The sequence below is a fragment of the Pseudorhodoplanes sp. genome (genome assembly GCA_032027085.1).
Lineage (GTDB): Bacteria > Pseudomonadota > Alphaproteobacteria > Rhizobiales > Xanthobacteraceae > Pseudorhodoplanes.
On sequence record JAVSMS010000001.1, the window covers coordinates 4,609,088 to 4,635,126 of the forward strand.

The window sequence follows — 26,039 nt, forward strand, 5'->3', positions numbered from 1 at the left end:
GCGCCTCAAACAATACGGGCGGCGGAGCGTTGGCTGTTTGACATTTGAATCTCTCTCGCTGTCGCCCCACGAAGGCGCCCATATCGGGTGATGGTAGCTATGGGTTCCCGCTTTCGCGGGAACGACATGCGCACAAAATGCCCGTTTCCATTCCGCGGCGATGTTGCCGTCTCTTACGCCGCGGTCTTGATCAGGCCTTCCGCGCGCATCGCCTCCTGCACCATCGGCCGCGCCTTCACCCGATCCATGAAGGCTTTCAGGTTTGGCCATTTCGCCAGATCGATGTTGTGGAATCGGCTCCAGTTCGCCACGACGAACAGATAGGCGTCCGCCACGGTGAAATTCTCGCCGGTGAGATAGGATTTGCCCGCGAGCTTCCCGTCGAGAAACGCGAATTTCTGGACCAGCCCTTCCCTGATGACATCCTTGTATTCAGCCGGCGTCTTCGGGCTGAACATATGCGAAAATTGTTTGTGCAGTTCGGCGGCCACGAAATTCAGCCATTCCAGCACGCGATAGCGCTGCTCGCCTTTCGGCATCAGGCCGCTCTCGGGCTTCATGTCGGCGAGATATTGCACGATGGCCGGGCCTTCGGTGAGGATCTCGCCGTTATCGAGGACGAGGGTCGGCACATAGCCATGCGGATTGATCTGGTAGAAATCCTCGCCGTCCTTGGTCTTGTGGGTCTTGGTATCGACGCGGATCAGTTCGAGCGGAATGCCGGCTTCGCGCGACACGATATGCGGTGACAGCGCGCACGTTCCCGGCGAATAGTACAATTTCATCGCAAAAAGTCCCTTCGGTGTCGCGAGGCGCATAAGCGCAGCCCGCAAATGGCATCAATATCTAGCGGCCTGCCGCCGGGCGAACAATGCGCCGCGCCGCAGACCAGCCTTTCTTACAGAAGGACGCTTTCAAAAGGACGCCTTGGCCCACGATTTTGCAGCGCCGGCTGGAACAGCGGGTCGTTGATCGCGTTGACCAGAGCAACTTGAGGGGTCATCCATGCCTGCATCATCCCGCCAAATGCTTCTGGTGTCCGAGCCCGATCCTTTGGGCGATGTCACCCTGGTGCCGCAACAATTGTCCGGGCATTCGGAAGCCGACCTTGCCCGCGCCATGGCCGACGCGCTCAACCGCGCCGAGCCGGAAACCCAGTCGGAGGCCTTGCGGCTGCTGCGGGCGATGTTCCCGGATTCGCCGCTGACGATGCGCGTGGCCGCGCTCGGCGCGCTGCTGCGCCACTGATTCCTACATGCCCAGATAGGCTTTACGCACGCGATCGTCGTGGAGCAATTCCTCGCCCGAGCCGGACAGCGTGATGCGGCCGTTCTCCAGAACATAGGCGCGGCTCGCCAGCTTCAGCGACACCGCGACATTCTGCTCCACCAATACGCAGGTCAGCCCGTCGCGATTGAGATCGCGGATCGTCTGCAGCACGTCCTGCACGAGCGCCGGGGCGAGGCCGAGCGAGGGCTCGTCGAACATGACGAGTTCGGGAGCCCCCATCAGGCAGCGGCCGATGGCCAGCATCTGCTGTTCGCCGCCCGACAATGTGCCGGCGGCCTGCCCCGCACGCTCGTGCAATCGCGGAAACATCGCGTAGATGCGCTCGCGATTCTTGTTGCGCGCCTCGCGCGCCCTCGGCAGCATCGCGCCCATGTCCAGGTTCTCCTGAACGCTCAGCGTCGGAAAGATCTGCCTTCCTTCCGCCACCTGGCCGATGCCGAGATTGCAGACCTTGTGGCTCGGCCAGTTCGCAATGTCGTTGCCGCGATAGAGAATTCTGCCGCGCGCCGACCGATACATGCCGCCGAGCGTGCGGATCAGCGAGGTCTTGCCCGCGCCGTTGGCTCCGACGATGGCGACGATCGAACCCTCAGCGACTTCAAGCGAGACGTCGTCCAGCGCCTGCGCATCGCCGTGGAAGACATCAAGGTTTTCGACGCGGAGCATCAGTGAACGGCCTCCGCGCCGAGATAGGATTTGATGACCGCAGGATGACGCACGACATCGGCCGGTACGCCCTGCGCAATCGTGGCGCCGTGATGCAGAACCATCACGTGCGAGGCGAGCGCCATCACCGCCCGCATCACATGCTCGATCAGCAGGATAGTGACGCCGTGATTGTCCACCAGCCGCCGAAAGACCTCGACCATGCGGTCGGTTTCGGTGGGCCGCAACCCGGCCATGACTTCATCCAGCAGAAGCAGCTTTGGATCGGTGGCGATCGCACGCGCCACTTCCAGCCGCTTGCGGTCCGGCAGCGTCAACGACGAGGCCATGTGATTGCGCTTCTCGTACAGGTCCAGCCGGTCGAGAATGAGATGGGCCCATTCGCGGGCGGCGCCGGGCGACGGGCGGCGCAACAGCGCGCCGACCATGACATTGTCCTCGACGGTCAGCCCCAGGAAAGGCCTCACAATCTGAAATGTGCGGCCGATACCGCGCTGGCAGATCCGGTCGGCGGACAAGCCGTCGATGCGGCTGCCGTCGAAAGTGATGGAGCCCTCATCGCTCGCAAAAGCGCCGGCAATCATGTTGAACAGCGTGGTCTTGCCGGCACCGTTCGGTCCGATGACGGCATAGATTTCGCCCGGCTGGACCGCCAGACTCACGCGATCGACCGCCAGGAGGCCGCGGAACCGCTTGGTGACCGCATCGACCTTCAGCAGCGCGGTCATGGCTTGTCTCCCGACAAACCGAGCCTGCGGTACAGCCATGGCCAGACCCCGTCCGGCAACAGCATCACGACCAGCAGCAGGCAAATTCCGTAAAAGACCTGCTTCGCGCCCGGAATATCGACGCCCAGCGAATACAAGATCGAATGCATGGTCTCGGACAGGCCGGTCAGCAGGAATGCGCCGAGGATCGGTCCGAACAGGGTGCCGACACCGCCGATGATCGGCGCCAGGATCAATTCAATCGAACGGGAGATGTGAAACACCTGCTCCGGAAAGAGATTGTTGTAATAGAACGCGAAGAACACGCCCGCCAGCGACGTCAGGCCGGCGGAAAGAACGACAGCATACATCTTGTAGCGGAATGCGTTGATGCCGAGCGACCGCGCGGCCTCCTCATCCTCGCGAATGGCAAGCCAGAAATAGCCGATGCGGCTGCGCAACAAGGAACGGCAGATCACGAAGGCCAGAACGGTCAGCGCCAGAATCAGGTAATAGAACATGATCGGCTTGCCGCGCAGATTCCACAGATCATTCTGCGTGTAGTTCGCGACGGGCAGGAAGAATCCGCTGGACCCGCCGACCCAACTGAAATGATCAAAGCCAACACGGGCAAATTCAGCAAACGCGATGGTCAGGATTGCGAAATAGACGCCGGCGACACTGAAGCGGAAGGCCAGAAATCCGATGATCGCACCGCAGATCATCGCCACCGGCACCGCCACCAGAATTCCGATCCAGGGCGAGACGCCGTAATGGACATAGAGCGCCGCCGTTGTATAGGCGCCGAGGCCGACATAGAGCGCGTGCCCGAGCGACAACTGCCCGGCGAATCCCATCATGATGTTCCAGGCCTGACCGACATAGGCGAAATAGAGGATGATGATCAGGATGGTGAGCAGATAGTCGTTGATGAGGAACGGCGCGGCCAGAAGCGCGGCGAACAGCAGGCCGAGCAGCACCAGTCCGCGCAGCGACAGCTCCTGGGTCAGCCGGCCCATCATGCCGCTTTCCTTCCCATGATGCCTTGCGGCCTGAACAGGAGCACCAGCACCAATATCCCGAAGGCAAACATGCTTTTGGCGGACGGCGTGAAGAACAATCCAGCCAGTGCTTCGGTCATGCCGATCAGGATCCCGCCCAGCAAGGCGCCGGGCATTGAGCCGAGCCCGCCGGTGATCACGATGACGAAGGCAAGGAGCGTGTAGGCCGGTCCGAGCGGCGGGGTCACGTCAATGATCAGCACGAGGATCGCCCCGGCGGCGCCCACGCAGGCCGCGCCAAGACCGAAGGTCAGCGCATAGAGGCGCTTGACATCAAGCCCGACGACCAGCGCGCCGATGTAATTGTCAGCGCAGGCGCGGATCGCCTGACCGAGAAAGCTGAAGCGGAAGAATGCGAATAAGGCCGCCGCCACCGTGATAGCGGCCAAGCCCGCATATACCTTGGTGGCGTCGACGATCAGCGGACCGACCTGAAAGCTGTCAAACGAATAGGACGTCTGCACGTTACGGGCGTCCGGACCAAAAATGATCAGCAGCCCGTTGACCATGATGAGCGCAACCGCGACCAGCAATATGAACTGGCTATGCTCGGGCCGATTGATGAACGGGTTGATGAGTCCCGCCTGCATGACATAGCCGAGCGCGAACAGCACGGCCGCGATCGGCACCAGCATTACCAGTGGATCAAGATTGAAGGCGGAAAAAAGCATGATCGCGATATACATCGCGATTGTCATCATCTCGCCATGCGCGAAATTGACAACCCTGATCACGCCGAAAATGACCGACAGGCCAAGCGCCATCAGTCCATAGACCAAGCCGGTCAGCAGGCCGCCGACGGCGACATTCAGGTAGATTTCTGCGGGCACGGCCTTGTCCTGAAAGCAAAGGCTCCGGCCGCGTGCACGGCCGGAGCGTCTTCAGCGGAACGTCAGCGCTTGTTGTAGGGGGTCATCGGCAATTCAGGCTTTGCGATCGCCGCTACCTTGGGTGCAATCGTCGGCAGTTTGCCGCCGCGATTCTGAATTCCGGTGATCTCTAGTTTGTCGTTCTGGCCCTTCTCGTTGAACATGATGCCGGGACCGGTCGACACGTTCTCGGTGATGTTGGTCTTTCGGATCGCGTCGGCCAGCGCCTTCGGATCGGTCGAGCCTGCACGCTTATAGGCGTCCGCCGCCACCATCAGGGCTTCGAACGTATAGACATGGTTGGTGTTCACGTTGACGCCGGGATGTGCCTTGGCGAGCGCCGCCTCGAGCATCTTGCTCACCTTCTTGTTTGGATCATACCACGGCACGAAGGTCATCGGGCCATCGGAGAGCTTGCCAAGCGTCTTCAGATACTGGTCCTCGTACCAGCCCGGGCCCATGCTCATGATTGCCATGGGCGACCAGCGCTGCTTGACCAGCTCGCGCGTAAGCAGGATCGCATCGTTGAGACGGCTGACGACGAGCAGCGCTTCAGCGCCGGTGGCTTTGGCCTTGGCAACTTCCACAGAGAGGTCGCGCGCGGCCGGATCGTAGGCGATGGTCTCGACGACCTTATAGGGCATATCGAATTTCGGCATGACAGCGCCGATGCCCTTCTGCATGGCCGTGCCGAAGGTATCGTTTACATGCATGAACACGACTGACTTCGGCGCAGAGCCTGCGATTGCGAAGACTTCCTTCTGATTCTTAAAGGCGCCGCCGAGGATCATGCCCGCGGTATGGAAGTTGCGGAAGACGAACTTGTAGCCCTGCTCCGTAATCTGCGGGGCAGCGGCAATATTGATGACATAGGGAATGCCCTTCTGCTCCGCGACCTGGGCGATGGCCGTGCTCTGGCCGGAATCGAAGGCGCCGACCAGAAGCTGCGCGCCTCCATTGATCAGCTTTTCTGCCTGTGCACGCGCATTGTCGACGTTGGACTCGGTGTCGGCGTTCATGATCTGCAGCGACGGATAGCCGAGATCCTTGAGGATGCCGCCTGCGATTTCGACGCCGCGCTGGCAATCCTGGCCGATACCGGCCTGGTAGCCCGACCGCGGCAAAAGCACGCCGACTTTCAGGGCCGCGCCCTGCCCGCGCACGATGTTGAACGGTGCAGTGCCGGCCACAAAGCCCGTCGCGCCGAGACCGGCAGCGAAAGTGCGGCGGGTGACCTTGAAACCCGCATGTCCGGATTTCGATGAATTAGAGCTCATTAAATTCCTCCCTGGTCGCATTTACGGCTCTCAGCCGTCGTGGCGCTATTGTTCTTATTGTTCCAGCCCGGATGCAATGGCTGTTTCTCTCCTGCGGCATCGACGCCGCCGGCATGGCAGCGCTTGAAAAATCCCGCACGCCGCTGCATCCCCTCTGGACGTCTCTTGCTGCTAATTGTTGTATATAACAATAGATGTCGTCAACAACTATCTCGTTGTGTTAGGCTTGCCGGCCGAGGCGTTGCCGGCGCTTCGCTGTCTCCGGGAGAAACCTGTGTCGGATCGAAAACCAGACCCTCGCCCGGCATCGGAGTCCCGAAAGGGGCCGCGCAAGGAAACGAAGGATATCAAAATGGGCCCGCTGGACGGGCACCTCGGCTATTATATCCGCCGTGTTCAGGTCTGGGTTTTTCAGGATTTCATCCGCAGCCTGGCGCCGCTGGAAATCCGTCCCGCCCAGTATTCCGTGCTTACGGTGATCGGCGCCAATCCGGGGCTGTCGCAATCCGATCTGGCTGACGCCTTGGCGATCGAACGCGCCAGGTTGGTGCATGTGCTGGACAAACTGGAAAAGCGCGGCTTCACCGAACGGCAGGCGTCGCCGCATGATCGCCGCTCACACGCCCTGCATCTTACGGCCGAGGGCCAGAAAGTGCTTAAACAGGCCAAGGCACTGGCGGTGCGGCACGAGGCGAACCTGATGAAGACGCTGGGCGAGGAGAATTACAAGGCGATGCTCGGCATTTTTCGTCAGTTCGGTCAACGCGACTGAGTCGAGACGGCGCCACTCCTATCCGGGAGCCACGCGATGGACGAAATCCTTGTCGAGAAGCGGCCCGGCTTTCGGGTTCTCACTCTGAATCGGCCGGAGCGGCTGAATGCTTTTACCGAGACCATGCAGCAGGCGCTCAAGGCCGCCATTTCGGAAGCGGAAGCCGACGAGGATTGCCGGGCGCTGCTGTTGACCGGCTCAGGCCGCGCATTTTGCGCCGGACAGGACCTGAACGAGCGCGTCACTGCCACTGGCGACATCGTCGTACCGGGCGAGGCGCTGGAAAAATACTACAATCCACTGGTCAAAAAGCTGCGCTCGCTTCCCTTTCCCGTCGTCGCGGCAGTGAACGGCATTGCAGCGGGCGCGGGCTGCAACGTGGCGCTCGCCTGCGACATCGTGCTGGCATCCCGCTCGGCAACTTTCACGCAGGTGTTCGCGCGGATTGGGTTGATCCCAGACGCCGGCGGGACGTGGATTTTGCCCCGTCTTGTCGGACAGGCGCGGGCACGCGGACTGGCGCTGCTGGCGGAGCCGCTGGCCGCGGAGAGAGCCGAGGCATGGGGACTGATCTGGAAGGCGGTCGAGGACGACGCGCTGATGGCCGAGGCGGAAGCGCTCTGCGCCCATTTCGCGACGGCCCCGACCTATGGACTTGGTCTGATCAAGCAGGCGCTTGATGCATCGGAGGACAACGACTTATCCACTCAACTCGATCTCGAGCGCAAATTGCAGCGACAGGCCGGCTCGCATGAGGATTACAAGGAGGGCGTTCGCGCCTTCCTTGCCAAGAGAAAGCCTATCTTTTCCGGCAAACGATAGCCTTAAACACCCAGCCCGCCCTTCTCCTCGATGAAGCGCGCGACCTCATCAACACCCTTGCCTTCGCGCATGTTGGCGAAGACGAATGGCCGCTGCCCGCGCATCTTTTTTGCGTCGCGGTCCATCACCTCAAGCGAGGCGCCGACATAAGGCGCAAGGTCGATCTTGTTGATGACGAGCAGATCCGAGCGCGTAATGCCCGGGCCGCCCTTGGACGGAATCTTGTCGCCGGCGGCGACGTCGATGACATAGATGGTGATGTCGGCGAGCTCCGGCGAAAAGGTCGCGGCGAGATTGTCGCCGCCGGATTCGATCAGCACGAGATCAAGGTCGGGAAATTTCTGCCGCATCTCGGCGACCGCGGCGAGATTGATCGAGGCATCTTCGCGAATGGCGGTGTGCGGGCAGCCGCCGGTCTCGACGCCAGCGATACGCTCGGCGGCGAGCGCACCTGAGCGCACCAGATATTCGGCGTCCCACTTCGTATAAATGTCGTTGGTGATGGCGGCGATCTCGTATCTGTCCCGCAGCTTTTTGCAGAGTGCATCCATCAGCGCGGTCTTGCCCGAGCCGACCGGACCGCCGACACCAACACGCAGGGGGCCGTGGGGATTTTTCATTCTCAGCTCCTGAACAATCGCGTGTATTGGGTCTCGTGCCGCATGCTGGCAAGATCGGCGCGGAAGGTGGCGCTGCCAAGATCGTCGAGCGTCGCTTCAAGTGCACGCTGAGCAGTCGCAGCGATCACCGGTTCAAGCGCCGCCAGCACACGCTGGCCGTCAGTCTGTCCGAGCGGGATCAGACGCACGCCGGCAGAAATCCAGTTCGCCGCGATGGCATGCAGGAATGCATGCAAAGCCGCATCCGCCGCGATGCCGTGCCCCGCGGACGCGACACCGACCGCGACGGGATAGGCCACCGGACCATCCCAGATGTCAGTCAATCGATCGAGAGCCTTACATGGCCAGGCCGCGCGCGTCGCCTCGAGAAAGGCGCGGCCCTGCGCGGTTGTTTCAAGATGCCGTTCCTTTGACGGCGCAAACGCGGCCGCGAGTTCGGCAATATCCCGCAACGTATCTTGATTGCCTGCTGCCGCCGCGCGATGCGCCTGCACAAGAAAGATCGCGTCGCAGAAGCCGCTGCCCGTCTCCATCATCACCGCCAGCCAGTCTTTCAACGTTGCGGCGTCGCGGATGTCGCTGGCCTCCACCGCCCATTCGATGCCGCTCGAATACGAAAAGGCGCCGACCGGATACGAAGGCGAGAGCCAGGCCATCAGCCGGTAGAGGGCGGCGGAGCCAAAAGCACAATCGTCATGCCCGCGCTTGTCGCGGGCATCCACGTCCTTGGGTCCAGATTGTTGCATAGACATGGATGGCCGGGACAAGCCCGGCCATGACGGGTCGGATCGCTTCCGCACCCGCCCCTTCGCCAGCGGCATGTTTTTCTTCTTACCGCTCATGCTTCTGGCCGTAGTGGTGGGAGTGGCCATGTCCTTGGTGATGGTCATTCGAATGACTATGGTCGTGATGGGCATGGCCGTGATGATCGTGACCGTGGCCGTGCGCATGCCCATGCGGCGCGCCGGTTGCCGGATCGAACGCAGCGTTGACCGGCGTCACCTGCGCACCGAGGCCGCGCAGCATCTCCTCCAGCACATGGTCGCGGCGGATACGGATGCGCTCGCCCACGATCTGCACGTCGGTGTGGCGGTTGCCGAGATGCCAGGCCAGCCGCACGAAGTCGCGCGGCGAGGATGCTTTGATTTCGACGAGTTCCTCCGGCTGACCGCAGACCCGCACGATGGCGCCGTCCTCCAGCACAAGCCCATCGCCGTCGCGCAATGTCATAGGCTTGTCGAAATCGAGCAGGATCTTCGTGCCCTGCTCGCCGGTCAGCACAATGCGCCGCCGCTGGCGGTCGTCGGCGTCGAGGATGACGCGATCGACGGCGATGGAGTCGTTCCACTGGCCGGCGGACACAATTGAGGAAACGCGGTGCATAGCCAAACCTACACCGTCGTCCCGGTCGAGCGAAGCGAGCGCCGGGACCCATAATCCCGGCCGTCACCGTAATGCGACACTGAGGTTATGGACCCCCGCTTTCGCGGGGACGACAGTTGAGAGGTCAAAACAAAAAATACCGCTGCGCCATCGGCAGCACCTCGGCCGGCGCACAGGTGAGAAGTTCGCCGTCCGCCCTCACCTCGTAGGTCTCTGCGTCGATCTCCAGCTTCGGCGTCGCGCCGTTGTGGATCATGCTTTTCTTCGAGATGCCACCACGCGTATTCTTCACCGCCACAAGTTCTTTCTGGATGCCGAGTTTGCGACCAAGTCCGGCGCGAACCGCCGCCTTCGAGGTGAACACCACCGACGACGCGGTGAGCGCACGCCCGAAGGCGCCGAACATGGGGCGGTAATGCACCGGCTGCGGCGTCGGGATCGAGGCGTTGGGATCGCCCATCTGCGCGGCGACGATGGTGCCGCCCTTGATGATGCAATCCGGCTTCACGCCGAAAAAGGCCGGCGACCACAGCACGAGATCGGCCAGCTTGCCCTTCTCGATGGAGCCGATCACGTGCGATACGCCGTGCGCGATGGCGGGATTGATCGTGTATTTGGTAATGTAGCGGCGGGCGCGCATGTTGTCGTTGTCGCCCTTCTCTTCCTTCAGGCGCCCGCGCTGTTTCTTCATCTTGTCGGCGGTCTGCCAGGTGCGAATGATGACCTCGCCGAGCCGCCCCATCGCCTGGCTGTCCGACGACATCATCGAGAGCGCGCCGATGTCATGCAGGATGTCTTCCGCCGCGATCGTCTCCTTGCGGATGCGGCTCTCGGCAAAGGCGAGGTCTTCCGCAATCGAGGGATCGAGATGGTGGCACACCATCAGCATGTCGAGATGCTCGTCGATGGTGTTCTTCGTAAACGGCCGCGTCGGATTGGTGGACGACGGCAGGACGTTCTTCAACCCCGCCACCTTCATGATGTCCGGTGCGTGGCCGCCGCCGGCGCCTTCGGTGTGGAAGGCATGGATGGTGCGGCCCTTGAACGCCTTGATGGTGTCCTCGACAAACCCGCTCTCGTTGAGCGTGTCGGTGTGGATCATCACCTGCACGTCATGATCGTCCGCGACCGACAGGCAATTGTCGATCGCGGCCGGCGTCGTGCCCCAGTCCTCGTGCAGCTTGAGCGCGCAGGCGCCGCCCTTGACCATTTCCTCCAGCGCGGCGGGACGCGACGCATTGCCCTTGCCAGCGAAACCGAGATTGACCGGAAACGCGTCCGCCGCCTGGATCATGCGCGCGATGTGCCATGGCCCCGGCGTGCAGGTCGTGGCGAAGGTGCCGTGCGCGGGGCCGGTGCCGCCGCCGAGCAGCGAGGTGACGCCCGACATCAGCGCCTCATCCACCTGCTGCGGGCAGATGAAATGAATGTGCGTGTCGAAGCCGCCGGCGGTGAGGATCTTGCCCTCGCCTGCGATCACTTCGGTCCCCGGCCCGATGACGATGGTGACGCCCGGCTGGATGTCTGGATTGCCGGCCTTGCCAATGGCATGGACTTTTCCGTCCTTCAGGCCGACATCGGCCTTCACGATTCCCCAGTGATCGAGAATGAGCGCATTGGTGATGACGGTGTCGACCGCGCCCTGCTTGTTGGTCATCTGGGACTGACCCATGCCATCGCGGATCACCTTGCCGCCGCCGAACTTCACCTCGTCGCCATAGATGGTGAAATCCTTCTCCACCTCGATGATGATGTCGGTGTCGGCGAGCCGCACCTTGTCGCCCGTGGTGGGGCCGAACATGTCAGCATAGACGGAGCGTTTGATTTTTGCCGACATGGCTTAGAGCTTCCCCATCACGTCGCCACGAAAACCGTAGATCGCGCGCTTGCCCGCGAGCGCGACCAGTTGCACCTCGCGCGTCTGGCCCGGCTCGAAGCGAACAGCCGTGCCCGCCGCGATATCGAGCCGCATGCCGCGCGCCTTCTTGCGGTCGAATTTCAGCGCGGGGTTGGTCTCGAAGAAATGATAATGCGAGCCGACCTGGATGGGGCGGTCGCCGGTGTTCGACACCGTCAGCGTCACGGTCCTGCGGCCGGCGTTCAGCTCGATCTCGCCGTCCTTGATCAGCATTTCGCCAGGAATCATCAACGCCCCTCCTTCCGCCAAATGCGGAACGCGATCACGCCGCCGGCGACCAAAGCCGCCGCCAGCAGCATCACAGCATAATCGGGAAACATGCTCGTTGCATGCGGATGACCATGCGGCACCGTCGAATCGTGAGCAAAGGCCGTGGACGCGACCAGCATCGAGAGCAAAGCAATCAATATCTTCATTTCAAATCCTTCAGCGTATCGGTTGGTGCACGGTGACAAGCTTGGTGCCGTCGGGGAACGTCGCCTCGACCTGGATATCGTGGATCATCTCGGGGATGCCCTCCATCACCTGGTCGCGCGTGATCACGTTGCCGCCGTCGCGCATCAGCTCAGCGACGCTCTTGCCGTCGCGCGCACCCTCCATGATGAAATCGGTGATCAAGGCGACGGCTTCGGGGTGATTGAGCTTGACGCCGCGCTCCAGGCGCCGGCGCGCCACCATCGCGGCCATCGCGATCAGCAGCTTGTCTTTTTCGCGCGGTGTGAGATTCATCGCCCCTTCCCGATTTCAGTTCAACCAAAGTCGCGGCAGCGTCTTGCGATCGAGCGCCGCCAGCATCGCGATAAGATCGCGCCGCAACGCCGCACCGTCCCGGGCACAGAGCCGCGCCACCGCAATGCCGTTCCAGACTGAGATTCCGACTTCGCCGGCGAATTGCTCGCCGAGGGCGCGCACTTTTGCAATGGCGTCGTCGCTGCCAGGCACAAGCAGGACGGTCGCAATCGCGGCAGATCCTTTCGCCACTGAGGGCTCTGCCAGTGTGTCGGCAATGTCGCCATCCAGCCGCAGGGTCTCGGCGAAGATCAGCCGGCCGCCTCGGCGCACCCGCCAGCGGTCGATGAGCCGGCCTTGGTTCACACTCTCGCCCATCGCGGAACGGCCAAAAACGACTGCCTCGGCGAGCAGAAGCGATGCGTCGTCGGCAAGCTCCACGTCGATGGACCGGTGCAACCGGGCACGGTCGAACAGGATGGTTTCCTGCGGCAGCCAGCGCAGCGCGGCGCCGGCTGCGACCGAAAGGCTCACGGCCATCTCGGCATCCGCATCGATGGCGCGATAGACCTTTTCCGCCGCCGCGCCGGTGACAACCAGTTCGGCACCCGTGCCGGCATTCACCTCCAGTGCGAACCGGTCTCCCCCGGCAATCCCGCCCGCGGTGTTCACGATCACCGCCTCACATTCGGCCGCCGTCGTGTTTGGAAACCGCACCCGCAGCGAGCCTTCTTCGCCCACCTGGCTGCGCCGCGTCCGCCCATCGACCGCGGCAACGCCAAGGGCAATGCGCCCGCGCGCGCGGTTGGCGGCGAAAGTCTCGTCGCTCTCCTGCATCTTGGCTGCGGCCCTCACGACATTCCCCGCTTTGCGGCCATTGTCACAGGGCCAACGCGCGCCGCAAGGCCGCCTCGTCAAGATTCTCGTTGTTGGACAAATAAACCACAGCGCCGCGGTCCATTGCCACGAATTGGTCACCCAGCTCGCGGGCAAAGTCGAAATACTGCTCGACCAGCACAATGGCCATCTGGCCCAGCCCACGCAGATAGGAAATGGCGCGGCCGATGTCCTTGATGATCGAGGGCTGGATGCCCTCCGTCGGCTCGTCGAGAAGCAACAACTTCGGTCGCATGACCAGGGCCCGGCCGATCGCCAATTGCTGCTGCTGGCCACCGGACAGGTCGCCACCGCGCCGGCGCAACATGTCATGCAGAACCGGAAACAACGAAAAGACATCATCCGGAATCTCGCGCTCCGCACGCCTGAGCGGCGCGAAACCGGTTTTCAGATTTTCTTCCACGGTCAGTAGCGGAAAAATCTCGCGGCCTTGCGGCACGATGGCGATGCCGGCGCGCGCGCGCTCATAAGGTTTGAGCAGGTTGATATTGTGGCCGCCCCAATCGATCTCGCCGCGGCTCACCGGCTGCTGGCCGACGATGGCACGCAAAAGGCTGGTCTTGCCGACGCCATTGCGGCCGAGCACACAGGTTACCTTGCCGGGCTCGGCGGTGAGCGAGATGTTGCGCAGAGCCTGCGCCGCGCCATAGTGCAGATCGATATGTTTCACGTCGAGCATGAGTCATCGCCCCAGATACACTTCAACCACCCGTTCGTTCTCAGATACCTGATCGATCGATCCTTCCGCCAGCACCGAGCCTTCATGCAGGCAGGTCACCTTGACGCCCAGTTCACGGACAAAGGTCATGTCGTGCTCGACCACAATGACGGTCTTGTCGCGATTGATATCCTTGAGAAGTTCGGCGGTCTGATACGTCTCCGCGTCGGTCATGCCGGCAACAGGTTCATCCACCAGCAACAGTTTCGGCTCCTGCGCCAGGAGCATGCCGATTTCCAGCCACTGCTTCTGCCCGTGCGACAGCGAACCCGCGAGCCGGTCGCGCGCAGGCTTGAGGCGAATCGTATCGAGAATTCTGTCAATGCGCTCGGCCTGCTCTTCGCTTTCGCGCCACAGAAGCGCCGCCCGCGCGGAACGGTCGTCTTTCAAAGCCAGCAGAAGATTGTCCTCGACACTATGCATCTCGAACACGGTCGGCTTCTGGAACTTGCGGCCGATGCCAAGCATCGCGATCTCCGCCTCATCCAGCCGCGTGAGATCGCGGTTGCCTTCGAACACCGCGTCGCCCTCGTCCGGCCGCGTCTTGCCGGTGATGACGTCCATCATCGTCGTTTTGCCGGCACCGTTGGGGCCGATAATGGCGCGCATCTCGCCCGGCTCGACCGCAAGCGACAGATTGTTCAGCGCGCGGAAGCCATCGAAGGAGACTGTCACGCCGTCAAGATATAGCAAAGCGGTTGTGGTGCGTTTTTCAATCATGATCACTCCGCCGGCCGCGGCGCCGGTTCTGCATCCGGCATGGCGACATCTTTCGGGGCGTACGCGCGCCGTTCTTTCCACCAATACGCGATGGTGCCGATGATGCCGCGCGGCAGGAACAGCGTGACCGCAACGAACAGTCCGCCGAGCAGGAACAGCCAGTACGGCGCCAGAAAGCCTGTGGTGAATGTCGTCTTGGCGTAATTGACCAAAATTGCGCCGAGCACGGCGCCAGTCAACGTGCCGCGGCCACCGACGGCAACCCAGATCACCGCCTCGATGGAATTCGCGGGCGCGAATTCGCTCGGATTGATGATGCCGACCTGCGGCACATAAAGCGCGCCGGCGACACCCGCCATGCAGGCCGAAAGCGTGAAGACGAACAACTTGTAGGATTCCACGCGGTAACCGAGGAAACGCGTGCGCGATTCGGCGTCGCGGATGGCGATCAGGACCTTGCCGAATTTGGACGTCACCACCGCGCGGCAGATGATGAAACCGAGTGCCAGCGCCATGCAGGACGCTACGAATAACGCCACGCGCGTGCCCTGCGCCTGCACATTGAAGCCAAGGATATCCTTGAAGTCGGTCAGACCGTTATTGCCGCCGAAGCCGAAATTGTTGCGGAAGAAGCCAAGCATCAGCGCGAAGGTCATCGCCTGGGTGATGATCGACAGATAGACGCCGGTCACACGGGAGCGGAAGGCGAACCAGCCGAACACGAAAGCGAGCAGGCCGGGCACCAGCAACACCATCAGCATGGCATACGGGAATGACTGGAAGCCGTACCAGAAGAACGGCAATTCCTTCCAGTTCAGGAACACCATGAAATCCGGCAGGATCGGATGCGCGTAGACTCCGCGCGTGCCGATCTGGCGCATGAGATACATGCCCATGGCGTAGCCGCCGAGCGCGAAAAACGCGCCGTGGCCAAGGGAAAGAATGCCGCAATAGCCCCAGATCAGGTCGATGGAGAGGGCGAGCAACGCGTAGCAGACATACTTGCCGAACAGTGCGACCACATAGGTCGGAATGTGGAAGTGCGAACTCTCCGGCACCAGCAGATTGAGTGCCGGCACGATGACGACTGCCGCCGCCACGATCACAAGAAAGATCGTGGCGCCGCGGTCGAGCGAGCGGATGAGGAGGCCGTTCATGCTTCCACCGCCCGGCCCTTGAGCGCGAACAGGCCGCGCGGACGCTTCTGGATAAACAGGATGATCAGAACGAGAATGAGGATCTTTCCGAGCACCGCACCGGCAAAGGGCTCAAGGAATTTGTTGGCGATCCCGAGCGCGAAGGCCCCAACCAGCGTACCCCAGAGATTGCCAACCCCGCCGAAGACGACGACCAAGAAGGAGTCGATGATGTAGCTCTGGCCGAGGTTGGGCGAAACGTTGTCGATCTGCGACAGCGCAACGCCGGCGATGCCGGCAATGCCCGAGCCCAGTCCGAAGGTCAGCGCGTCGACGCGGCTGGTGCGGATGCCCATTGCCGCCGCCATCGGACGATTCTGCGTCACCGCGCGCATTTCCAGTCCGATACGGGTAAAGCGCAGCAACGCCAGCAATCCGGCGAACACCGCCAGCGTGAAGACGATGATCCACAACCGGTTATAGGTGATGGTGATCTGGCCGATCTCGAAGGCGCCGCTCATCCACGAGGGGTTTCCCACCTCGCGGTTGGTCGGCCCGAACATGGTGCGCACCGCCTGCTGCAGGATCAGCGAAATGCCCCAGGTGGCGAGCAGCGTTTCCAGCGGCCGGCCATAGAGAAAGCGGATGACGCCACGCTCAATCAGAATGCCGATGAAGCCCGATACCAGAAACGCCAAAGGCACGGCGAGCAGCAGCGAATAGTCAAACAGGCCGGGATTGTGTGCGCGGATAATCTCCTGCACCACAAAGGTGACATACGCTCCGATCATCACCATCTCGCCATGCGCCATGTTGATGACGCCCATCACGCCGAAGGTGATGGCAAGACCGATGGCGGCCAGCAACAGCACCGAACCAAGCGACAAGCCGTACCAGGCATTCTGCACGGCGGCCCACATGGCAAGCTGACTCTCGATTGACGAGACGCCGTCTTTGGCTGCTTTCAGCACCGCCGGAGGATTATTCGTCGGCACTCCTGCGAGCAGCGCAAGCGCCTCCTGATCGCCCCGCGCCTTGATCACCGCGACGGCATCGAGCTTGTCGGCTTCGGGGGCATCAGGCTTGTACAGCACCGCAGCCGCCCTCGCCTCCATCAATGCCCGCTTGATACCGGCAATGGCTTCCTTGCCGATGGCGGTCTGCAGCGCCGGCAGCGCATTGGCGTCGCGCGACTTGAAAACGGCCTGCGCCGCCTCAAAACGTTTGCCGGGATCAGGCGACAGCAATGTCAGGCCGCCAAGCGCCGCATCGATGGCACGGCGCAGCCTGTTGTTAAGCCGAACTCGGCTCAGGCCGGCAGGCTCGCTGACCGCATTGCCGGTCGCAGCATCGAACGTGCGATCGGCGCTTTCCTTGAAGTAAACCTTCTTCGTGGCCGGATCGACATAAAGGCGCGAGTCCTGCAGCGCTTCGATCACACGCGCCGCCAGCGGATTTCCGCTCGCCGCAACGCCTTCAATGCCGGCTTCAGTATCGCCGAACGAGCCGGCGGCGAATTTTGCCAGCGCTTCGTCGTAGGTCTGGGCGTATCCCGGCGCGGCGGCGATCAGAAAGCCGACAGCAAGCGCCAGCGCGACCAGACGATCGCAAATCCTTCGCATCTCAATGTTTCCCGGCATCGAGCGTGAAAAGCGGGAGGCGGCGGAGGAAACCGCCTCCCGTAGTGTCAGGCAGCGTTTACGATCCCTGCCCGCCGCATTTCTTAAGCTTGGTGTTGAAGTTCCCGCATTTCAGCTTCACCCAGTCCGCCTCGAGATCTTTCGACCCTTCGAGTTCGTCGGACCAGGCATCGCCCGGGACCAAACCTTCGGTCTTCCACACCACGTCGAACTGACCATCACCGCGCACTTCGCCGATAAACACTGGCTTGGTGATGTGATGGTTGGGAAGCATCTTGGAGACACCACCGGTGAGGTTCGGCGCTTCGATACCCGGCAGCGCATCGATGACCTTATCCGGATCGGTGGACTTCACCTTCTCGACCGCCTTCACCCACATGGCGAAGCCGATCACATGCGCTTCCATCGGGTCGTTGGAGACGCGTTTCGGATTCTTGGTGAAGGCCTTCCACTTGGCGATGAATTCCTTGTTCGCCGGCGTGTCGATCGATTCGAAGTAGTTCCAGGCGGCGAGATGGCCGAGCAGCGGCTTGGTGTCGATGCCAGCAAGTTCTTCCTCACCTACCGAGAACGCCACGACCGGAATGTCCTTCGCCTTGACACCCTGGTTCCCGAGCTCCTTGTAGAAGGGAACGTTGGCGTCGCCGTTGATGGTGGACACCACCGCAGTCTTCTTGCCCGCCGAGCCGAACTTCTTGATGTCGGCAACGATGGTCTGCCAGTCGGAATGACCGAACGGCGTGTAATTGATCATGATGTCGTCCGACTTGACGCCTTTGGACTTCAGATAGGCCTCAAGAATCTTGTTGGTCGTGCGCGGATAGACATAGTCGGTGCCGGCCAGCACCCAGCGCTGCACCTTCTCTTCCTTCATGAGGTAGTCGACCGCCGGGATCGCCTGCTGGTTGGGCGCCGCGCCCGTGTAGAATACGTTGCGCTCGCTTTCCTCGCCCTCGTATTGCACCGGATAGAAAAGGATCGAATTCAGCTCCTTGAACACCGGCAGCACCGACTTGCGCGACACCGAGGTCCAGCAGCCGAACACGGCGGCCACCTTTTCCTTGGTGATCAGTTCGCGCGCCTTTTCAGCGAAGAGCGGCCAGTTCGACGCCGGATCGACGACCACGGCCTCGAGCTTCTTGCCGAGCAAGCCGCCCTTCTTGTTCTGCTCTTCGATGAGCATGAGCATCACGTCTTTCAGCGTGGTCTCGCTGATCGCCATGGTGCCCGAGAGCGAATGAAGAATGCCGACCTTGATCGTATCCTGCGCCTTGGCGGGGAGAACAGCTGCAACGGACAGTGCGAGGCCGGCCGTGGCGGCAAGCCAGCGGCGGGCCAACGGTCTTTCGGCGACCGCACGAATGGGATGAAACATGGGTGATCCCTCTGTTGGACGCGCGCACCAGCGGACCCGGCACTGCGCTGCAACGAGGGATCGCAAGGCCCGTGCCAAGTGCGTTTATCGCGGCTAAGTTCCTGAGATCGGGGAGGGATTCGCGCGTATGACCCGGGTTTGGCCAGAGTTCGAATAGATCGCTGCCTACTTTTTTATCAGATGCCCTGCTTATTCTCTGCGCATGCGATTCAAAGAGGCAGACGCATTTATCGCAAACAAGGGCGGTAAGGGTCCGTTAAGAGTTGAAATTCATCACACCCGACCAACCATGCTGCCTATTGCCGTCGCCATTGTCTGCAAAACGCCCCAGCCCGGCCGGTCCAAGACCAGGCTGTCGCCAGCGCTGACGCCGCAGCAATGCGCAGACTTGTCCGCCGCCTTTATCCGCGACGTCGCGCAATCCATGAGTGATGTGGCGGCGGCCTCCAATTACGCGATCTATACGCCGGCGGCTTCCGAGCGCGATTTGCTGCCGCTGCTGCCGCACGGCTTTCGCATCATGCCGCAAGCGGACGGCGGTCTGGGACAGCGGCTGATTCGCATGACCCGCGAGCTCTTCACCGCCGGACATCGCGGCGTGGTACTGGTCAATGCCGACAGCCCAACCTTGCCGCACTCCATCCTGCGCGATGCCATCGCCATGACCGGGCATACCGACAATGTCGTGATCGCGCCCGCGCATGACGGCGGCTATACGCTGATCGGGCTTACGCAGCCGCACGACGCCTTGTTCACCGACATCGACTGGAGCACACCCCGCGTCTACGAACAGACACGTGCACGAGCTTTGCAACTCAGGCTGCCAGTCGTCGAATTGCCGCTCTGGTACGATGTCGACGATGGGGAATATCTCGCGGTGCTGGAGCAGGAATTCGCGGGCCATCCACCGCAATTTGCGCCGAAAGGACTCGTCGGCGCGCCGGCGCTGCATACGCGGCACTATCTCGCCGAGTTAGCCGCAATGCGGGACAATCATGCGCCGGTGAATGTGGTGCGGTGACCTGCGATTTATGGCGTCATCGCCCGCGACCCGTCTCCGCCAGGGCTTGACGGGCATGGGGTATTGTCCTCCGAAGCGTCAGCGAAGGCGAGATGCGGGCGATCCACCACTTAAGAGATCAGCGATCCCCTGGGTGTCCCGCTTGCGCGGGGAACGACAATAACTGACGTCACCACAGTTCATCGACGCTCAGCCGGCGCGGGATGAGCCTCTGCTGCACGGCATAGGAGATCAGCATCTCCAGACAGGGCTTATTGGCCTCGCGGCCGAACGGCGCAGCATCAAGTGCTCCGGCTGCCGGCAAGCCGGCTTTTGCCTTGCTCTGCTCAAGCAGTCGATAAAATTCCGCGACCGCCTGCGGCTGCGCTTGCATGATTTCATCGGTCACCACCACCATGTGATTGACCGGGATGACGCCATGCTTCTCGTACCAAGCCTGCGCCGCCGCATGCGGATCGGCAATGACGCTCTTCAGGCGCGGATCGTCCGGCATCGCCGCGCCATAGATCGCAGCATCAAGTTCACCGTCGATCAGCATCTGCGTGATGTCCTGATCAGGCCGTGCGCGGATCACCTCGTCCGGATCCTTGGCCTCCGCCACATGGCCATCCTCGAAGGTGACCCATTGCACGCCGCCGAGATCCACGCCGTAATCGTTCTCGATGATGCCACGGATATAGGCGCCAGTGGTCTGGCTGTAGGAGCGGACGCCGATGCGCTTGCCGGCGAGATCAGCCGGGCGCATCTTGCCGCGTTCGCTATTGTACAGACATGTGTGATGCTGAAAGCGCGACAGCATGGCCGCGGGCAGCAGCCTCAGACCCTTGTTGTAAGCCTTCGCCTGCAACACCGTGACCAGCGCCAATTCGCTGACATCGAAGGCATGCTCGCGCACCATTGGCTTGAATGCGGTGTGCATCGGCTTCTTCTCGACAAATTCCAGTCGCAAGATCGGCGATGTGATCTCCCCGCGCTTGAGCGGCAGAGTATGCGGATAATCGCCAATGGCGACGCGCAAGGTAGGAAGCGACGCAGTCATCTCAAATTGCTTTCGTTTTCTGACCTTGCGTCCAAAGGACGACACGGCGCCTGAGCGGATCGCCACGGAACAACACCGGCCATCATGATTGCGGGAGTACGACGAGGCGACGGTCGGCTGTTATAATCTTCGGCGATTTCTGGTCAATGGATCACACTGCATCCCGCCCAGACTACGATCACCTCACGATTCCGGTATATCCACGTCACGCGCGAGTGGAGAGACAGTCGAAGAGACATCCCATGCGGAAGTGTGTAGCCACCTGCATTGGTCTTGCCGCAGCGCTCGCCATCATCGCGCCGGCGGATGCACAAGCGCCCGGCGATGCTGCCGCGCTCGCTGCAAAGGCGAGCGCGCTCTACAGGGCCGGCAAATATGCCGAGGCATTGCCGCTGGCGCAGCAAGTCCTCTCGATCCTGGAAAGGAGATTCGGACCAGACCACCCCGATATCGTGCCGCACTTAACGAATGCGGGCCTTCTTTACCAAAGGCTGGGCCGCTATCGAGAAGCCGAACCATTTTATCGACGGACGTTGGCGATCCGTGAAAAGTCACAAGGGTCGGATCCTGCGCTCGTCTCGCAGGCGATCAGCAATCTGGCTGGCCTTTACCGGGTTATGGGGCGTCTCTCTGAAGCCGAGCCATTGTTCAAACGCGCGCTGGTGCTCAACGAGAAGATCGGTGGGCCAGAACACCCGGACGTCGCAAATACCCTCCATCAGCTCGCGCGCATCTACTGGGTACAGAATCGCGTCGATGAGGTGACACCGCTATTCCAGCGCGTATTGGCGATCCGCGAAAAAGCCTATGGGCCGGATCATCCCGCGGTCGCCCAGACGCTCAACGACATGGCGGGCTTCTACCGAGATCAAGGCCAGCACGAAGAGGTTGAGCCGCTGTTCAAGCGCGTACTGGAAATGACCGAGAAGGCGGTCGGGCCGGAGCATGCTGCCGTCGCAGCAGCGCTCAACAATCTGTCAGTGCTGTATCAGGAAATGGGCCGTCATACCGAAGCGGAGCCGCTGGCAACACGCGCCTTGGCGATCCGCGAAAAGACCCTTGGCCCCGATCACCCACATGTCGCGGTCTCGATACACAATCTGGCGGAACTTTACCGGGCCCTCGGGCGCAAAGCCGAGGCAGCCGAGTTGACCAAACGCGAACAGGCTATCCGCGCAAAACAGCGTTGACGATGGCGGAGCCGGGGCCCGATGGGACCCTCCCGAGCTGGGCACGGCGTGCGGACGCTTGACGATAGAAACAAAATTGTTAACAATCCAAATAACGAGATTTGGCACCATGACCACTGCAGACCGCCCCGCCGGCGACCCTTCCGACATCACCACGCATTTGCGCGAGGCGATCACGCGCGGCCAGTTGATGCCCAACGAGCGGCTGATCGAAGCCGATCTCGCGAAATCCTTCCACGTCAACCGCGCCAATATCCGCATGGCGCTGGCGATGCTCGACCAGGAAGGACTGGTCGTGCGCGAGCCCAATCGCGGCGCACGCGTGCGCGCGGTGTCGGACGCAGAGGCGATCGAGATTGCCGAAACCCGTCTCGCCATCGAGGGTATGGTGGCGCGGCGCGCGGCCGAACGCGCAACGCCCGCCGACCGCAAGACGTTGCGCAGGATCGCTGCCGAGATGCGGCGGGCGGTGAAGAGCGCCGACTATGCGGGCTTTTCGCAAAGCAATGCGGAGTTGCACCGGGAGATCCAGCGTATCGCCGGCAACGAAACCGCAAACCGCATTTTGCAGACGCTGAAGTCGCATCTGGTGCGGCTGCAATATCGCGTCATCCTGTTGCCGGGCCGGCCGGAAACGTCGCTGTCCGAGCATCAGGTCGTCATCGACGCGATCTGTTCAGGCGACGCCGACGCCGCCGAAGCGGCAATGCGACGGCACCTTCACCATTTCAGAGAATTGCTGATGCAGGCGATCGAAGCCGCCCGACATGGCGGCTTCTGACCCGACACCGCGCTATATTACGTAAACCGGAGTTCACATGCCCGAGCAGAAAACAGGTCTCGTCGTCACCGCCCATCCCGGCGATTTCGTATGGCGCGCCGGCGGCGCCATCGCGCTGCACGCCAAGAAAGGCTATCGCGTCAAGATCGTGTGCATGAGCTTCGGCGAACGCGGCGAAAGCCAGTTCGCCTGGAAGGAACAAGGCGCAACGCTGGAGAAAGTGAAAGCGGGACGCAAGGACGAGGCCGAGCGCGCAGCGCAGATTCTCGGCGCGGAGATCGAATTCTTCGATGCCGGCGATTATCCGCTGCGTCTCACCGAGAAGCATTTCGACCGCATGGTCGACATCTACCGCGAACTCAATCCCTCCTTCGTACTTACGCACGCTTTGGAGGATCCGTACAATTTCGATCATCCGAACGCCGCGCACTTTGCGCAGGAGACACGCGTAGTCGCACAGGCCATGGGCCACAAGCCAGGCGCGAAATACACCTATTCCGCCCCGCCCGTCTTCCTGTTCGAGCCGCATCAGCCCGAGCAATGCAATTTCAAGCCTCAGGTCATCCTCAACATCGATGAGGTGTGGGAAACGAAATACAAGGCCTTCCAGGTACTCGCGGCACAGAAACATCTCTGGGCCTATTATGAGCGCGTCGCGCTCAATCGCGGCGTGCAGGGCGGCCGCAATACCGGCAAGCCGATGACTTATGGCGAGGCCTATCAGCGGCTTTTCCCGCAGGCGCTGGAGGAATTGGCGTAAATTTTTGGGAATCCCCGCGCTGTCGCCGTCACCTGAGGTGCGAGCGAAGCAAGCCTTGAAGGGCGACGGCCCGGACCTTTTCATCTTCGAGGCCCGGCTTCGCCGAGCACCTCAGGATGACAGATCGAGTTTGGAGCATTGAAAATGAAACCCGTTGTCGTTCGCAACATCCAGCGCGCCGATGCCAATGCCTGCGGCATCCTCGAAGGTCTTGGCGTCTCCACATCGCATGAAGCGCTCGGCCGCTCCGGCCTGATGAAGCCTTACATGCGCCCAATCTGGCCGGGGGCATCCATCTGCGGTCCGGCGGTCACGATCCTGGCGCAGCCGGGTGACAACTGGATGATCCATGTCGCCATCGAGCAGTGCAAGCCGGGCGACGTGCTGGTGGTCGGTGTCACCGCCGACAACACCGATGGCATGTTCGGCGATCTGCTCGCGACCTCGCTGAAGGCGCGCGGCGTCAAGGGCCTTGTCATCGATGCCGGCTGCCGGGACGTCGCAACGCTGAAGGAAATGGGCTTTCCGGTCTGGTCAAAAGCGATCTCGGCCAAGGGAACGGTGAAGGCGACGCTCGGCTCTGTGAACATTCCCGTTGTCTGTGCCGGGGTGAATGTCGTGCCCGGCGATGCCATCGTGGCCGACGACGACGGCGTCGTCGTCATCCCGCGCAAGCTCGCGGTCGAAGTCGCGCAAAAGGGTCAGAAGCGCGAAGCGGACGAGGCCGGCAAGCGCGAGAAGCTGGCCGCGGGCGTGCTCGGCCTCGACATGTACAACATGCGCGAGCCGCTGGCGAAAGCAGGCCTCGTTTACGTCGACAATCCGGAAGACGTATGACCGCGTTGCGCCGAGGTCACCAGTAACGGCCGGTCGAGCCGACCAGCACGGTGATCACACCGAGCACGAGATTGATCGCCACCAGCTTGCGGATCTGCGCAAGGTGTTGTCCGGCGGCAGGCCATTCTGCCGCGTGTACGGCCTTCTGCAAGCGCTGCCAAGGCACGAAATAGAGATGCAGGAAGATCAGCATCATCAGAATGCCAACGCCCTGCATGATATGAACGAATAACGGCGCCCTGCCGAAACCACCAAATTGCAGAAACAACATGGCATAGCCGCTGACCAGCAAGACTGCGATCGCCACGGCGACCCAGGGCAGGAAGCGGCCGAAGACGTCGCGCCAGAGTGTGAGCCGCACTGGAGCCTCCAGCGACCCCGCGGCCGGCCGCAGCATGGTATAAGCAAACGCCATTCCGCCGACCCAGAACAGGGCGGCGAGTACATGCGCAGCCAGAAGCAGAATCAGCATGGCGGCGTGTCTCTTTCCAGCAAAGGATTCGGCAGAATTTGGTGCAGCGGAGCGGAAAAGTCTACAAATACGCCGCATGACGACGAAGACCCCACCCAACCCGTTCGATCCATTGCCGCACGGCGAGGGGGGTCTCGACGCGCCTGCTTTTCATCGCAATCACGCGCCGATCTGGTCGGTGATCGGCCCATGGTTGTCGCAGCAGAAAGGCAACGTGTTCGAGGCCGGCAGCGGCACCGGCCAACACGTGGTCGAATTCGCGCGCCAATCGCCCCATATCATGTGGTGGCCGGGCGATTACAGCGAATCGAACGTGACCAGCATTGATGCGTGGCGGCGGCACAGCGGGCTCACGAATATCCAGCCGGCCCGCCGGATCGATCTTGCCGCGCCGGACTGGGGTCTCTCGTCGGACGATTCAAGAACGCTTCGCAACCTGACGGCAGTCTTCTGCGCCAATGTCGTTCACATCGCCCCCTGGTCCGTCGCGGAGGGCCTGCTGGGCCACGCGGCAGAGCGTCTGAAAAAAGACGGACGCCTTTATCTGTACGGACCGTTCATGCGTGACGGCAAGCACACCGCGCCGAGCAACGCGGCTTTTGACGCGAGCTTGCGTCGGCAAAATCTAGGATGGGGCGTGCGCGACATCGCTGCGCTCGAGGCCGCTGCGTCCGGCCTCCTGCTCGCCGATGTCGTGACGATGCCGGTCAATAATTTCATCCTTGTGTTTGAACGCGCCGATCGAGCTTAGGTCCGCAAGATCAAGCATCCGCTGCGGTCACCACAATCACATGCGCGTCATGCGTATGGCTGGGGAGCAGCGCGGTGACCTGCTTGCGCAGCCTGGTATCGTTCTGATCTTCCGGCGCCCAGATTCGCACATTGATTCTGTCATCGGCGACCGATACGTCGTAATCTGCAATCATACCGGAAGCCATCATGATGGCGAGCGCTCCCGCAACGGCTTTGAGATAGGTCATCTCCGCACTCTCCCTGTGAATTCGAAACAATGATTGCAGTTTGAAAGTGGATGATCGTAGTTGCGGAGACCTCTAGAGGCGCTTGGTGCCAGTTCAATGTCGGGACAATGTCAAAAGCGAGACGGTCCGCTTCATGGATAAATTTTAAGAAAGCGCCCTGTCAAAAAACCATCATGCACGCGTCATGCAGATTGCGCAGCGCGGGCAAAACCGCGGGTACTTGCCGCGAAGCAAGGCCCGTTTGGCCCCACCGATCCGCCCCCCGGCTGTCCGCTTGCGCGGCCAGCCCGGTCCACGGCCAGGGATCTGCCCTCGCCCGCCCGACCATCGACGCGGTGCCGGTTACGTGATAGTCCGCT

31 protein-coding genes are annotated in these 26,039 nt (G+C 61.8%); 9 read left to right on the forward strand and 22 right to left on the reverse strand.

Translation table 11 applies throughout. From position 1 onward, the window contains the following. Positions 1 to 173: 173 nt before the first annotated feature. The gene (gene gstA, locus RO009_22570) at positions 174 to 785 is read right to left on the reverse strand and encodes a glutathione transferase GstA (protein ID MDT3687823.1); all 612 of its coding nucleotides are present in this window, start codon (positions 783 to 785) and stop codon (positions 174 to 176) included. Positions 786 to 1,005: 220 nt separating this feature from the next. On the opposite strand from gstA, the gene RO009_22575 reads away from it, so the two are divergent. After that, positions 1,006 to 1,248 carry a hypothetical protein gene (locus RO009_22575; GenBank protein MDT3687824.1) on the forward strand — a complete coding sequence of 81 codons (243 nt, stop codon included), beginning with the start codon at positions 1,006 to 1,008 and terminating at the stop codon, positions 1,246 to 1,248. Positions 1,249 to 1,251: 3 nt separating this feature from the next. Here RO009_22575 and RO009_22580 read toward each other — a convergent pair whose 3' ends face one another. The 5 genes from RO009_22580 to RO009_22600 all read right to left on the reverse strand — a co-directional run bounded on the left by RO009_22580 (position 1,252) and on the right by RO009_22600 (position 5,870). Then, the gene (locus tag RO009_22580) at positions 1,252 to 1,956 is read right to left on the reverse strand and encodes an ABC transporter ATP-binding protein (GenBank protein ID MDT3687825.1); all 705 of its coding nucleotides are present in this window, start codon (positions 1,954 to 1,956) and stop codon (positions 1,252 to 1,254) included. Beyond that, positions 1,956 to 2,684: an ABC transporter ATP-binding protein gene (locus tag RO009_22585; protein ID MDT3687826.1), complete on the reverse strand. Its 729-nt coding sequence runs from the start codon at positions 2,682 to 2,684 to the stop codon at positions 1,956 to 1,958. The genes RO009_22580 and RO009_22585 overlap by 1 nt, the downstream gene beginning before the upstream one ends. After that, entirely contained in the window at positions 2,681 to 3,685 is a 1,005-nt protein-coding gene (locus tag RO009_22590; GenBank protein ID MDT3687827.1) for a branched-chain amino acid ABC transporter permease, read from the reverse strand. Before RO009_22590 ends, RO009_22585 begins: the two co-directional genes overlap by 4 nt. Further along, positions 3,682 to 4,554 carry a branched-chain amino acid ABC transporter permease gene (locus RO009_22595; protein MDT3687828.1) on the reverse strand — a complete coding sequence of 291 codons (873 nt, stop codon included), beginning with the start codon at positions 4,552 to 4,554 and terminating at the stop codon, positions 3,682 to 3,684. The genes RO009_22590 and RO009_22595 overlap by 4 nt, the downstream gene beginning before the upstream one ends. Before the next feature lie 62 nt (positions 4,555 to 4,616). Continuing rightward, positions 4,617 to 5,870, reverse strand: coding sequence for an ABC transporter substrate-binding protein (locus tag RO009_22600; protein ID MDT3687829.1), 1,254 nt, complete (start codon positions 5,868 to 5,870; stop codon positions 4,617 to 4,619). A 352-nt stretch (positions 5,871 to 6,222) separates the two neighbouring features. Here RO009_22600 and RO009_22605 point away from each other — a divergent pair, with 352 nt between their 5' ends. Beyond that, positions 6,223 to 6,642 (forward strand): MarR family transcriptional regulator, encoded by a 420-nt coding sequence (locus tag RO009_22605; protein ID MDT3687830.1) that lies wholly within the window; start codon positions 6,223 to 6,225, stop codon positions 6,640 to 6,642. A 36-nt stretch (positions 6,643 to 6,678) separates the two neighbouring features. Beyond that, positions 6,679 to 7,464: a 2-(1,2-epoxy-1,2-dihydrophenyl)acetyl-CoA isomerase PaaG gene (paaG, locus tag RO009_22610; GenBank protein MDT3687831.1), complete on the forward strand. Its 786-nt coding sequence runs from the start codon at positions 6,679 to 6,681 to the stop codon at positions 7,462 to 7,464. 2 nt (positions 7,465 to 7,466) lie between these two features. Here paaG and ureG read toward each other — a convergent pair whose 3' ends face one another. The 13 genes from ureG to urtA form a co-directional block, all read right to left on the reverse strand. Next, positions 7,467 to 8,084, reverse strand: coding sequence for an urease accessory protein UreG (gene ureG / locus RO009_22615; GenBank protein MDT3687832.1), 618 nt, complete (start codon positions 8,082 to 8,084; stop codon positions 7,467 to 7,469). A 2-nt stretch (positions 8,085 to 8,086) separates the two neighbouring features. Then, positions 8,087 to 8,740, reverse strand: coding sequence for an urease accessory protein UreF (locus RO009_22620; GenBank protein MDT3687833.1), 654 nt, complete (start codon positions 8,738 to 8,740; stop codon positions 8,087 to 8,089). A gap of 175 nt (positions 8,741 to 8,915) precedes the next feature. Continuing rightward, on the reverse strand, positions 8,916 to 9,467 hold the full coding sequence (locus tag RO009_22625; GenBank protein MDT3687834.1) for an urease accessory protein UreE: 552 nt from the start codon (positions 9,465 to 9,467) through the stop codon (positions 8,916 to 8,918). Positions 9,468 to 9,591: 124 nt separating this feature from the next. After that, complete coding sequence (gene ureC, locus RO009_22630) at positions 9,592 to 11,304, reverse strand: urease subunit alpha (protein MDT3687835.1); 1,713 nt, start codon at positions 11,302 to 11,304, stop codon at positions 9,592 to 9,594. A 3-nt stretch (positions 11,305 to 11,307) separates the two neighbouring features. Beyond that, positions 11,308 to 11,613 (reverse strand): urease subunit beta, encoded by a 306-nt coding sequence (locus RO009_22635; GenBank protein ID MDT3687836.1) that lies wholly within the window; start codon positions 11,611 to 11,613, stop codon positions 11,308 to 11,310. Next, complete coding sequence (locus RO009_22640) at positions 11,613 to 11,801, reverse strand: hypothetical protein (GenBank protein ID MDT3687837.1); 189 nt, start codon at positions 11,799 to 11,801, stop codon at positions 11,613 to 11,615. The genes RO009_22635 and RO009_22640 overlap by 1 nt, the downstream gene beginning before the upstream one ends. 10 nt (positions 11,802 to 11,811) lie before the next feature. Continuing rightward, complete coding sequence (locus RO009_22645) at positions 11,812 to 12,114, reverse strand: urease subunit gamma (protein ID MDT3687838.1); 303 nt, start codon at positions 12,112 to 12,114, stop codon at positions 11,812 to 11,814. Between the two features lie 15 nt (positions 12,115 to 12,129). Beyond that, complete coding sequence (locus tag RO009_22650; GenBank protein MDT3687839.1) at positions 12,130 to 12,951, reverse strand: urease accessory protein UreD; 822 nt, start codon at positions 12,949 to 12,951, stop codon at positions 12,130 to 12,132. Positions 12,952 to 12,994: 43 nt separating this feature from the next. After that, a complete protein-coding gene (gene urtE, locus RO009_22655) occupies positions 12,995 to 13,690 on the reverse strand; it encodes an urea ABC transporter ATP-binding subunit UrtE (protein ID MDT3687840.1) in 696 nt (231 codons plus the stop codon). Positions 13,691 to 13,693: 3 nt separating this feature from the next. Then, on the reverse strand, positions 13,694 to 14,455 hold the full coding sequence (gene urtD, locus RO009_22660) for an urea ABC transporter ATP-binding protein UrtD (protein MDT3687841.1): 762 nt from the start codon (positions 14,453 to 14,455) through the stop codon (positions 13,694 to 13,696). Beyond that, a complete protein-coding gene (urtC, locus tag RO009_22665; GenBank protein ID MDT3687842.1) occupies positions 14,452 to 15,606 on the reverse strand; it encodes an urea ABC transporter permease subunit UrtC in 1,155 nt (384 codons plus the stop codon). The genes urtD and urtC overlap by 4 nt, the downstream gene beginning before the upstream one ends. Next, the gene (gene urtB / locus RO009_22670; GenBank protein ID MDT3687843.1) at positions 15,603 to 17,225 is read right to left on the reverse strand and encodes an urea ABC transporter permease subunit UrtB; all 1,623 of its coding nucleotides are present in this window, start codon (positions 17,223 to 17,225) and stop codon (positions 15,603 to 15,605) included. Before urtB ends, urtC begins: the two co-directional genes overlap by 4 nt. 58 nt (positions 17,226 to 17,283) lie before the next feature. Beyond that, the gene (gene urtA, locus RO009_22675) at positions 17,284 to 18,600 is read right to left on the reverse strand and encodes an urea ABC transporter substrate-binding protein (GenBank protein ID MDT3687844.1); all 1,317 of its coding nucleotides are present in this window, start codon (positions 18,598 to 18,600) and stop codon (positions 17,284 to 17,286) included. Between the two features lie 289 nt (positions 18,601 to 18,889). Here urtA and RO009_22680 point away from each other — a divergent pair, with 289 nt between their 5' ends. Then, a complete protein-coding gene (locus RO009_22680) occupies positions 18,890 to 19,621 on the forward strand; it encodes a TIGR04282 family arsenosugar biosynthesis glycosyltransferase (GenBank protein MDT3687845.1) in 732 nt (243 codons plus the stop codon). A 169-nt stretch (positions 19,622 to 19,790) separates the two neighbouring features. Here RO009_22680 and RO009_22685 read toward each other — a convergent pair whose 3' ends face one another. Next, positions 19,791 to 20,660, reverse strand: a complete 870-nt coding sequence (locus RO009_22685; GenBank protein MDT3687846.1) for a hypothetical protein — start codon at positions 20,658 to 20,660, stop codon at positions 19,791 to 19,793. A 242-nt stretch (positions 20,661 to 20,902) separates the two neighbouring features. Between RO009_22685 and RO009_22690 the strand changes: the two genes are divergently transcribed. The 4 genes from RO009_22690 to RO009_22705 all read left to right on the forward strand — a co-directional run bounded on the left by RO009_22690 (position 20,903) and on the right by RO009_22705 (position 24,228). Then, on the forward strand, positions 20,903 to 21,850 hold the full coding sequence (locus tag RO009_22690) for a tetratricopeptide repeat protein (GenBank protein MDT3687847.1): 948 nt from the start codon (positions 20,903 to 20,905) through the stop codon (positions 21,848 to 21,850). 109 nt (positions 21,851 to 21,959) lie between these two features. Continuing rightward, complete coding sequence (locus RO009_22695; protein MDT3687848.1) at positions 21,960 to 22,631, forward strand: GntR family transcriptional regulator; 672 nt, start codon at positions 21,960 to 21,962, stop codon at positions 22,629 to 22,631. A gap of 37 nt (positions 22,632 to 22,668) precedes the next feature. After that, on the forward strand, positions 22,669 to 23,391 hold the full coding sequence (locus RO009_22700) for a PIG-L deacetylase family protein (GenBank protein MDT3687849.1): 723 nt from the start codon (positions 22,669 to 22,671) through the stop codon (positions 23,389 to 23,391). 144 nt (positions 23,392 to 23,535) lie between these two features. Further along, complete coding sequence (locus tag RO009_22705; GenBank protein ID MDT3687850.1) at positions 23,536 to 24,228, forward strand: 4-carboxy-4-hydroxy-2-oxoadipate aldolase/oxaloacetate decarboxylase; 693 nt, start codon at positions 23,536 to 23,538, stop codon at positions 24,226 to 24,228. Positions 24,229 to 24,244: 16 nt separating this feature from the next. On the opposite strand, the gene RO009_22710 is transcribed toward RO009_22705, so the two are convergent. Further along, positions 24,245 to 24,700, reverse strand: coding sequence for a CopD family protein (locus tag RO009_22710; protein MDT3687851.1), 456 nt, complete (start codon positions 24,698 to 24,700; stop codon positions 24,245 to 24,247). Between the two features lie 76 nt (positions 24,701 to 24,776). Here RO009_22710 and RO009_22715 point away from each other — a divergent pair, with 76 nt between their 5' ends. After that, positions 24,777 to 25,451: a DUF938 domain-containing protein gene (locus RO009_22715; GenBank protein ID MDT3687852.1), complete on the forward strand. Its 675-nt coding sequence runs from the start codon at positions 24,777 to 24,779 to the stop codon at positions 25,449 to 25,451. Positions 25,452 to 25,461: 10 nt separating this feature from the next. Here RO009_22715 and RO009_22720 read toward each other — a convergent pair whose 3' ends face one another. Beyond that, positions 25,462 to 25,680: a hypothetical protein gene (locus RO009_22720; GenBank protein MDT3687853.1), complete on the reverse strand. Its 219-nt coding sequence runs from the start codon at positions 25,678 to 25,680 to the stop codon at positions 25,462 to 25,464. Positions 25,681 to 26,039: the final 359 nt, after the last annotated feature.

What these genes read in the sequence shown, in the direction of transcription:
- gstA (MDT3687823.1), bottom strand. Translation starts at nt 785, where the DNA reads ATGAAATTGTACTATTCGCCGGGAACGTGCGCGCTGTCACCGCATATC.
- RO009_22575 (MDT3687824.1), top strand. Translation starts at nt 1,006, where the DNA reads ATGCCTGCATCATCCCGCCAAATGCTTCTGGTGTCCGAGCCCGATCCT.
- RO009_22580 (MDT3687825.1), bottom strand. Translation starts at nt 1,956, where the DNA reads ATGCTCCGCGTCGAAAACCTTGATGTCTTCCACGGCGATGCGCAGGCG.
- RO009_22585 (MDT3687826.1), bottom strand. Translation starts at nt 2,684, where the DNA reads ATGACCGCGCTGCTGAAGGTCGATGCGGTCACCAAGCGGTTCCGCGGC.
- RO009_22590 (MDT3687827.1), bottom strand. Translation starts at nt 3,685, where the DNA reads ATGATGGGCCGGCTGACCCAGGAGCTGTCGCTGCGCGGACTGGTGCTG.
- RO009_22600 (MDT3687829.1), bottom strand. Translation starts at nt 5,870, where the DNA reads ATGAGCTCTAATTCATCGAAATCCGGACATGCGGGTTTCAAGGTCACC.
- RO009_22605 (MDT3687830.1), top strand. Translation starts at nt 6,223, where the DNA reads ATGGGCCCGCTGGACGGGCACCTCGGCTATTATATCCGCCGTGTTCAG.
- paaG (MDT3687831.1), top strand. Translation starts at nt 6,679, where the DNA reads ATGGACGAAATCCTTGTCGAGAAGCGGCCCGGCTTTCGGGTTCTCACT.
- ureG (MDT3687832.1), bottom strand. Translation starts at nt 8,084, where the DNA reads ATGAAAAATCCCCACGGCCCCCTGCGTGTTGGTGTCGGCGGTCCGGTC.
- RO009_22620 (MDT3687833.1), bottom strand. Translation starts at nt 8,740, where the DNA reads ATGGCCTGGCTCTCGCCTTCGTATCCGGTCGGCGCCTTTTCGTATTCG.
- RO009_22625 (MDT3687834.1), bottom strand. Translation starts at nt 9,467, where the DNA reads ATGCACCGCGTTTCCTCAATTGTGTCCGCCGGCCAGTGGAACGACTCC.
- ureC (MDT3687835.1), bottom strand. Translation starts at nt 11,304, where the DNA reads ATGTCGGCAAAAATCAAACGCTCCGTCTATGCTGACATGTTCGGCCCC.
- RO009_22635 (MDT3687836.1), bottom strand. Translation starts at nt 11,613, where the DNA reads ATGATTCCTGGCGAAATGCTGATCAAGGACGGCGAGATCGAGCTGAAC.
- RO009_22640 (MDT3687837.1), bottom strand. Translation starts at nt 11,801, where the DNA reads ATGAAGATATTGATTGCTTTGCTCTCGATGCTGGTCGCGTCCACGGCC.
- RO009_22645 (MDT3687838.1), bottom strand. Translation starts at nt 12,114, where the DNA reads ATGAATCTCACACCGCGCGAAAAAGACAAGCTGCTGATCGCGATGGCC.
- RO009_22650 (MDT3687839.1), bottom strand. Translation starts at nt 12,951, where the DNA reads ATGCAGGAGAGCGACGAGACTTTCGCCGCCAACCGCGCGCGCGGGCGC.
- urtE (MDT3687840.1), bottom strand. Translation starts at nt 13,690, where the DNA reads ATGCTCGACGTGAAACATATCGATCTGCACTATGGCGCGGCGCAGGCT.
- urtC (MDT3687842.1), bottom strand. Translation starts at nt 15,606, where the DNA reads ATGAACGGCCTCCTCATCCGCTCGCTCGACCGCGGCGCCACGATCTTT.
- urtB (MDT3687843.1), bottom strand. Translation starts at nt 17,225, where the DNA reads ATGCCGGGAAACATTGAGATGCGAAGGATTTGCGATCGTCTGGTCGCG.
- urtA (MDT3687844.1), bottom strand. Translation starts at nt 18,600, where the DNA reads ATGTTTCATCCCATTCGTGCGGTCGCCGAAAGACCGTTGGCCCGCCGC.
- RO009_22680 (MDT3687845.1), top strand. Translation starts at nt 18,890, where the DNA reads ATGCTGCCTATTGCCGTCGCCATTGTCTGCAAAACGCCCCAGCCCGGC.
- RO009_22685 (MDT3687846.1), bottom strand. Translation starts at nt 20,660, where the DNA reads ATGACTGCGTCGCTTCCTACCTTGCGCGTCGCCATTGGCGATTATCCG.
- RO009_22690 (MDT3687847.1), top strand. Translation starts at nt 20,903, where the DNA reads ATGCGGAAGTGTGTAGCCACCTGCATTGGTCTTGCCGCAGCGCTCGCC.
- RO009_22695 (MDT3687848.1), top strand. Translation starts at nt 21,960, where the DNA reads ATGACCACTGCAGACCGCCCCGCCGGCGACCCTTCCGACATCACCACG.
- RO009_22700 (MDT3687849.1), top strand. Translation starts at nt 22,669, where the DNA reads ATGCCCGAGCAGAAAACAGGTCTCGTCGTCACCGCCCATCCCGGCGAT.
- RO009_22705 (MDT3687850.1), top strand. Translation starts at nt 23,536, where the DNA reads ATGAAACCCGTTGTCGTTCGCAACATCCAGCGCGCCGATGCCAATGCC.
- RO009_22710 (MDT3687851.1), bottom strand. Translation starts at nt 24,700, where the DNA reads ATGCTGATTCTGCTTCTGGCTGCGCATGTACTCGCCGCCCTGTTCTGG.
- RO009_22715 (MDT3687852.1), top strand. Translation starts at nt 24,777, where the DNA reads ATGACGACGAAGACCCCACCCAACCCGTTCGATCCATTGCCGCACGGC.
- RO009_22720 (MDT3687853.1), bottom strand. Translation starts at nt 25,680, where the DNA reads ATGACCTATCTCAAAGCCGTTGCGGGAGCGCTCGCCATCATGATGGCT.